The sequence below is a fragment of the Protofrankia sp. Cr1 genome (assembly GCF_963555865.1).
Taxonomy (GTDB): Bacteria; Actinomycetota; Actinomycetes; order Frankiales; family Frankiaceae; genus Protofrankia.
In genome coordinates this window covers 8,244-15,551 of record NZ_CAUVXO010000071.1, presented here as the reverse complement: position 1 = coordinate 15,551, position 7,308 = coordinate 8,244, and the positions used below count along the sequence as shown (strand labels likewise).

General features: G+C 69.3%; 7 protein-coding genes. 4 read left to right on the top strand and 3 right to left on the bottom strand.

The features are described 5' to 3' along the window. From U9980_RS08880 to U9980_RS08870, 3 genes are all read right to left on the bottom strand, one after another. A partial coding sequence (locus U9980_RS08880) for an ABC transporter permease (RefSeq protein ID WP_322767485.1) occupies positions 1-848 on the bottom strand: 848 nt, incomplete at its 3' end. Beyond that, positions 848-2,050 (bottom strand): ATP-binding cassette domain-containing protein, encoded by a 1,203-nt coding sequence (locus tag U9980_RS08875; RefSeq protein ID WP_322767484.1) that lies wholly within the window; start codon positions 2,048-2,050, stop codon positions 848-850. The genes U9980_RS08875 and U9980_RS08880, both read right to left, overlap by 1 nt. A gap of 54 nt (positions 2,051-2,104) precedes the next feature. After that, complete coding sequence (locus tag U9980_RS08870) at positions 2,105-2,842, bottom strand: PadR family transcriptional regulator (protein WP_322767483.1); 738 nt, start codon at positions 2,840-2,842, stop codon at positions 2,105-2,107. A gap of 621 nt (positions 2,843-3,463) precedes the next feature. Here U9980_RS08870 and hemL point away from each other — a divergent pair. From hemL to U9980_RS08850, 4 genes are all read left to right on the top strand, one after another. Next, on the top strand, positions 3,464-4,822 hold the full coding sequence (gene hemL / locus U9980_RS08865) for a glutamate-1-semialdehyde 2,1-aminomutase (protein WP_322767482.1): 1,359 nt from the start codon (positions 3,464-3,466) through the stop codon (positions 4,820-4,822). After that, the gene (locus U9980_RS08860; protein ID WP_322748507.1) at positions 4,819-5,475 is read left to right on the top strand and encodes a histidine phosphatase family protein; all 657 of its coding nucleotides are present in this window, start codon (positions 4,819-4,821) and stop codon (positions 5,473-5,475) included. Before hemL ends, U9980_RS08860 begins: the two co-directional genes overlap by 4 nt. A 421-nt stretch (positions 5,476-5,896) precedes the next feature. After that, positions 5,897-6,385: a TlpA family protein disulfide reductase gene (locus U9980_RS08855; protein WP_416210201.1), complete on the top strand. Its 489-nt coding sequence runs from the start codon at positions 5,897-5,899 to the stop codon at positions 6,383-6,385. 46 nt (positions 6,386-6,431) lie between these two features. Continuing rightward, a complete protein-coding gene (locus U9980_RS08850; protein WP_322767481.1) occupies positions 6,432-7,289 on the top strand; it encodes a cytochrome c biogenesis CcdA family protein in 858 nt (285 codons plus the stop codon). Positions 7,290-7,308: the final 19 nt, after the last annotated feature.

Genomic DNA, 7,308 nt, shown 5'->3' with positions numbered 1-7,308 from the left:
GCCAGCGCGGTGAGGCAGCACAGATAGATGCTGACCGTCAGCCAGTCCGGGTCGGTCGAGCCGGCCTCGCGGGCGGCGCTGACCGCCCAGTCCACCGGGTTGACCCGCGCGATGACCTGCATCCAGCCGGGCATGAGGTTGCGGGCCATGATGGCTGATGACATGAACGTCAACGGCAGGATGGCGAAGTTCACCGCCGCGATCAGGGCGTCCTCCTTGCGCACGATCAGGGCCAGCGCGTGTGAGAAGGCCGCGACCGTGACCGCGACGAGCGACGTGGCGCTGAGCAGGACGGCCGGGCCGACCAGTCCGTTGCGGTAGTGGGTCCCGACGGCCCAGCCGAGCAGCATGATGATGATCGACTGGATGGCGGTGACGACCGTCTGGTAGACGAGCGCGCTACTGATCAGTGCCGACTTCCGGACCGGGGACGTGAGCATCCGATCCATCACGCCGCGATCGATGTCGATGATGACCCTCATCCCGGACCAGCCAGCCGAGAACAGGGCGCTCATCACCACGACGCCCGGGGTCAGGAAATCGAAGTAGGACCCGCCGCCGAAGCCGGGGACATCGACGACCCGACGGAACAGTGAGCCGAACAGGGGCAGCCAGACCACGGCCTGCACGATCGTGATCGCCAGGTATGCCGGCTGGCGCAGCATGGCGCGCAGGTGCCGTACGGTCAACCAGCGCAGCTGGCGGCCTGCGGAGGCCGCGTACTCAGTCGCCGATGCCGGCACCGATCCCGGCCGGGGTACCGGAATGTCCGCCGACAGGCCGGGCCGGGTGGTGCTGTCCGCGATAGCCGTGCTGGTACCGGCGCCGGTGGCCGCGCTGCCTGACATCACGCCACTTCCTTCTTTTCCTGGACGCCCGGGAGAAGGACGTCGTTTCCCCTGGCATCGTCCGCGCGCGGAGCAGCATTGTCCGCGCGCGGAGCAGCATTGTCCGCGCGCGGAGCAGCATTGTGCGCGCGCGGAGCAGCATTGTGCGCGCGCGGAGCAGGCTCGCCGGTGGCCACGAAGCGGCGACCGACATGGCGCAGGTAGACGTCGTCCAGCGACGGTCGGGCGATCGTCGCGGCGATGACCGTGACCTCCACCCGATCGAGGGCGGCGAAAACGGCTGGCAGCGACGACGCGCCGTCGGCCACCCGGCTGTGGACCTCCCGGCCGTCCACCGTGGTTTCGCTGACCCCGGGGACCTCGTTCAGAGCCGTGGTGACCCGGTCCGCGAGAGCGGTGTCGGCAACGGTCGCGAGCTCCAGGTGGACGGCGTCACCACGCAGCTCGCTCTTGAGTTCGTCCGGGCTGCCTTCGACGAGGATGCGGCCGTCGTCGATGATGGCGACCTTGGATGCAAGCCGGTCGGCCTCCTCCAGGTAGTGGGTGGTGAGCAGGATCGTCAGCCCGTCCGCCGCGAGTGAACCGATCTCGTCCCACATCTGTGCGCGCGCGTGCGGATCGAGCCCGGTGGTCGGTTCGTCGAGGAACAGCACGCTGGGCCGGTGGACCAGGCCGACGGCAACGTCGAGTTTTCGGAGCATCCCGCCGGAGTAGGTGCGTGCCGGCCGATCGGCGGCCTGGGTCAGGTCGAACCGTTGGAGCAGGCTGGTGACCCGGGTGGTCAGCCCGGCGCGGGGAAGCCCGTGCAGATGAGCCGCGAGCGCGATGTTCTCCCGCCCGGTCGCTTCCAGATCGATACCGGAACGCTGCGTGACAACCCCGATCGCCTGCCGCACCTGGCCGGGATGGGCGAGGACGTCGAGCCCGGCGACCGTGGCCGCACCGGAGTCAGGACGTGACAGCGTGGTGAGGATCTTCACTGTGGTGGACTTGCCGGCACCGTTGGGTCCCAGCAGACCGAACACTGTGCCGGGGGCGACGCTGAAGCTCAGGCCACTCAGCGCCCGGACACCACCCCGGTAGGTCTTGACCAGGTCGGTTGCCGTGATCGTAGGCTCGACCGGGTCGGCTGGCGAGGCCAGCGTTGCCGTGGAGCTGCCGGACGGCGCCGCGGCCTGCGCCGGAGCCAGATCTGAGGTCATCGGTCCCCCTGACGTTCCTGAACCTGTGGGCTGGCGGGTGACGAACGTGGCGGTTCACAACTGGGACGACTGCGCGGAGCCGTCCGTTTCGGGAGTGGCCGGGCTGACCTGCGCGGCGATCGCCCGTTCAGTCGTGTTCAGGACGGAGTCGGCCGCGACTCCCGTGTGGCCACCGGCCTGCAGTGCGCGGACCACGATGTCGCGGATCCTTTCCGGGTCGGTCTCGCGGGTGTGGATCGCATCCCAGATATGGATGCCGTCCAGGGTCCGTCCGGAGATCGCCCGGATGAGTTCGTCCACGTAGCGGAGCTCGGCCTCGGCCAGCGCGTTGACGTACTCGGTCTCCAACGTGAACAGCCGGGGTAGCCCTTCGCGGACAGCGAAGGCCTCACCCGCGTGGGTGTGCTCGATCTGGAGCATGAGCCGGCTGCGGCGCTCGGTGAGCAGTCGGACGGCGTCGTCGGGTGTGAGCACAGGAAGCAAGGACAGCGCCGCCTCGAAGCGCTGGTACTCCTTGGCGGGTGTGCTGACAAGCTCGGACATCCAGTCGTAGAGCTCGGTGCGGCCGGATGCGGTGATCTCGTAGATGGTCCGTTCGGGCCGTCGGCCTTCGCGAACGGTCTCCCGGGCCGCGATGTACCCGCCACGGACCAGCGAGTCCACCACGGTGTAGAGCGAGCCGTAGGTCAGCTTGATGCTGTGTTCCTTGTGCCGCTCACGCATCGTAGTTGACATCTCGTACGGATGCATAGGTCGTTCGTTGAGCAGTGCAAGTACGGCCAGTGCCAACATGTTTGCTGTCCGTTGACGGGCCATGCTCTCACCATCCCGACTCCGAGTACTCGGCTACGAGTATCCGGGAAGTGGACGTCAACTGTCAATCGGACGGCTACTTTCAGTGGTCAGCGGCCACCGTCGGCCGCAGCTGACGGCCGCCGGGTCGCACTACGGCGTGTTCGCTGGACCAGACGGCCGACTCTCGAAAAGCTCCAGAGGCGCACCCGCTCGAAGAGGCCGAAGCCGCGAACGCAGGTGCCGCCTGGTGTGGCAACAACCGGACACACCGGTCGCGTGACGCCCTACGCCGAGCGCCGAGCGGCTGGCTGCGGCATGCTCACAAGTGCGTCGTGACACATCCGGCGCGGGTGGGCTCGGCGGCGCACCCGCGCCGGCTTCCAACCGCCGGTGCTCTGGGGGCGACGGCCTCCGGGGACGACGGCCTCCGGGCGCGCGATCTGACGATCGTTGCTCGCCCTCTGGTCCTCCGGGCGGTTGGTGGTCCGCGCACCGAACTGTCGCCGGTGGGCGGCTGGGTCAGCCCCCGCCCACCGGCGGCTCCTCCCGCGCGGTCGCAGATGGTAACGGCGTGGGCGCACCGGCGGAGTGCGGTGTGGACCTGCGAGGATCGGTGGCATGCCAGTCGGATCCGAGGCTCCGGCCTCTCAGGAGTTGTTCCGTCGCGCACAGCGAGTCATCCCTGGTGGGGTCAACTCGCCGGTTCGGGCGTTTCGAGCGGTGGGCGGCACACCGCGCTTCATGGTGTCCGGGGATGGTGCGTACCTCACCGACGCGGACGGTCGCCGGTACGTCGACCTGATCTGCTCCTGGGGTCCGATGATCCTGGGTCACGCCCACCCGGCGGTCGTCGAGGCCCTTGCGGTGGCGGCGTCGCGGGGCACGAGCTTCGGCACGCCGAGCCCGGGCGAGGTCGACCTGGCCGAAGAGATCGTGTCCAGGGTGGCACCGGTCGAGCAGGTCCGGCTGGTCAACTCCGGGACCGAGGCCACCATGAGCGCGTTGCGGCTTGCGCGGGGTTTCACCCGGCGTTCGAAGATCATAAAATTTGCCGGCTGCTACCATGGTCATGTCGACGCGCTGCTTGCCGCCGCCGGATCGGGCGTGGCCACCCTTGGCCTACCGGACACTCCGGGTGTCACCAGCGCCACCGCCGCGGACACGATCGTGGTGCCCTACAACGACCTGGGTTCGGTCGAGACGGCGTTCGCCGAGTATCCCGGCGAGATCGCCGCTGTCATCACCGAGGCCGCAGCGGCGAACATGGGGGTTGTCCCGCCGCTGCCGGGCTTCAACGCCGGGTTGCGTCGGCTCTGCGACAGCCACGGGGCGTTGTTCATTCTGGACGAGGTGATGACCGGCTTTCGGATCGGCCCGGCCGGCTGGTGGGGGGTCGAGGGCGCAATCGAGGGATGGGCGCCGGATCTGTTCACCTTCGGCAAGGTCATGGGCGGTGGGCTGCCAGCGGCGGCCTTCGGTGGCCGGGCTGAGGTGATGACGCAGCTTGCCCCGGCCGGGCCGGTCTACCAGGCCGGGACGCTGTCGGGTAATCCGCTTGCCGTTGCCGCCGGTCTCGCCACGCTTCGAGCGTGCGGCCCGGATGTGTACGCGACGGTGGACGCGCGCGCCGGCGACGTCGCCGGGATCGTGTCGACGGCCCTGACCGAGCAGGGCGTACCGCACCTGCCCAGTAGCGCCGGCTCCCTGTTCAGCGTGTTCTTCACCGACGTGCCGTCCGTCGTCGACTACGCCGGGGCGCGGACCCAGTCCAGTGCCCGGTACGCGGCGTTCTTCCATGCGATGCTGGACGCGGGGGTATACCTGCCGCCTTCCGCGTATGAGGCGTGGTTCGTCTCGGCGGCGCATGACGACGAGGCGGTGGAACGGATCGCCGGTGCCGCGCCTGCGGCGGCGCGGGCCGCGGCCGGCGTTCCCGAGCCGGTGCCGGCAACAAGTGCTGGAGGGATGCGCCCATGACGCGGACGGGCGGTGACACACCGCTGACGACCATCCACCTTGTCCGCCATGGTGAGGTCTTCAACCCCGAGAAGATTCTGTATGGCCGGCTGCCGGGGTTCGTGTTGTCGGAGGCCGGCGCGCGCCAGGCCAAGGTCACGGCGGAGTTCCTTGTTGATCATGACATCGCCGCGGTTGTGGCGAGCCCGCTGGAGCGGGCGCGACAGACCGCCGAGCCGATCGCGCAGTGCCGCGGTGTCACCGTTGAGGTAGATCCCCGCCTCATTGAAAGCCGCAACGTCTTCGAAGGCAAGCCGTTCGAGGCCGGGCCCGCGCTTGTCCGGTATCCGAGGATGTGGAAACTTCTGATCAATCCGTTCGAGCCATCCTGGGGGGAGCCCTACGCCGAGATCGCCGGGCGGATGCTGGCCGCCGTCGCCGAGTGGCGTGACACCTACTGCGGCCGGGAGGTGGTCCTGGTCAGCCATCAGCTACCGGTGTGGACGACTCGCCGGGCGCTCGAGGGCAACAGGCTCTGGCACCGCCCGGACCGTCGCCAGTGCGCGCTCGCCAGCGTGACGTCGGCGGTATACGCCGGCGATCGGTTGGTGCGGGTCGACTATGCCGAGCCGAACGGCCCGACTGTGCACCGGGCCGGCTCCGCCGGCGCGTGAGGGTCGCCGGCGGCGACGGGCCGTGGATGTCGGGTGGCCGTGGATGTCGGGTGGCCGTGGGATGTCGGATAGCTGCGGGTCTCAGATAGCTGTGGGTGCTGGGCATCCGCGGCACCTGCAACCTACCCTGGGGTCGAGTTCTACAGTTGGTCGTAGACGTGTCCGTGGTCGGCGCCGGTAGATCAAGAGCGGTGAGGTCATGGATGGCGATGTCAGCGGAGATCTGCTGCACATGAGGGGAGCGGGTGTGGACGAGCGACGGAGCGCGGCAGGAGTGGGGGCCGGCGCATCCAGGATGTCGATTGCCCAGGTCGGGCAGCTTCCATGGCATGGTCCGTCTAAGGGTCTGTCGCTCGTTGTCATCAGCGTGCTGTGTGTGTTGGTCTCTGTGGTGACAGGCTGTTCCAGCGGGACCGACAGTGTGGATCAAGCCGCCGGTGGCGGGTTCGGCTTCGTCCAGCAGGCGCCCAACTCCGACTTCGTCCCGATCGACAAGCGGGTGCCGGCGCCGAACCTCGCCGGTCCGACCGTGGCCGGTCCAGACCTGGACCTCGCGGGCTTCCGCGGGAGGATCGTCGTCGTGAACTTCTGGGCCTCGTGGTGCGCGCCCTGCCGCGCCGAAACGCCCGGCCTGGTCACGATGGCCGCGGACAACCCGCAGGTGGCCTTCGTGGGAGTGAACGAGAAGGACAACCTCTCGGCGGCGAAGGCGTTCATCCGGGACAACGGTGTGACCTATCCCAGCATCGTCGACCGGATCGGCACGCTCGCCGCGCGCTGGCCGGTGCCGCCCGGCCTGCCGTCCACCTTCGTGCTTGACGGTAAGGGTCAACTCGCGGCCCGGTTCACCGGCGGCGTCCTCGCCGACGAGCTGATGCCCGTCCTCACCAGGCTGGCGGCCCAGACATGAACGACACCGCCATGAACGACACCGCAGGGACGCGGGAGGCACCTGCGTGAGCGTCGCGTCGTTCGTCACCGACGGACCCGTGCTGCTTGCCGCGCCGGTCGCTGCGGCGGCCGGACTGCTGTCGTTCCTGTCACCGTGTGTGCTGCCGCTGGTGCCTGGATATCTGTCATTCGTCACAGGGCTGTCGGGTGAGGACCTCGCCATCGGTGCTCCTGGAGTCCTGATCCCAGCCGCAGCCCCAGCCGCAGCCGCAACTCCGACCGCCACCCGCAGCCCGACCCAGGCCTGGGCCCGGTTGCGGGCCGGGCGTCGACGGGTGGGCCGCGTCACCCTCGGAACCGGCCTTTTCGTCGCCGGCTTCACCGGGGTCTTCGTCAGTTATGGTGCCGCGTTCGGCGGGTTGGGGCGATGGTTGACCCTGCACCAGGTCGGCGTCAGCCGGATCCTCGGCGCGGTGACGATCGTCATGGGGCTGGCGTTCGCCGGTGCGTTCGCGCGGGTTCCCCTGGCCAACCGGGAGTGGCGCATCCACCGCCTGCCGACGTCCGGCCTGGTCGGCGCACCGCTGCTTGGCGTCCTGTTCGGGATCGGCTGGACGCCCTGCCTCGGGCCCACGCTGACGGCGGTGCTCGGGCTGGCCGTGCAGAGCGCGACCGCCGGCCGGGGGGCGTTTCTCTCCGCCGTCTACTGCCTGGGGCTGGGCGTGCCGTTCCTGATCGTGGGCCTGGCGTTCCGGCGGGTTGCCGGTGCGCTGGCGGCGGTGCGCAGGCGCGCGCGGATGCTCACCCTCTTCGGCGGCATCCTTCTTGTGATTGTCGGATTCCTCCAGGTCACCGGTGCCTGGACGGATCTGATCGCGGCTGCGCGCCCCTACGCGCCGGGTTTCGCGGAGAGTCCGCTGTGACAACGGGCGGAGGGTCCGC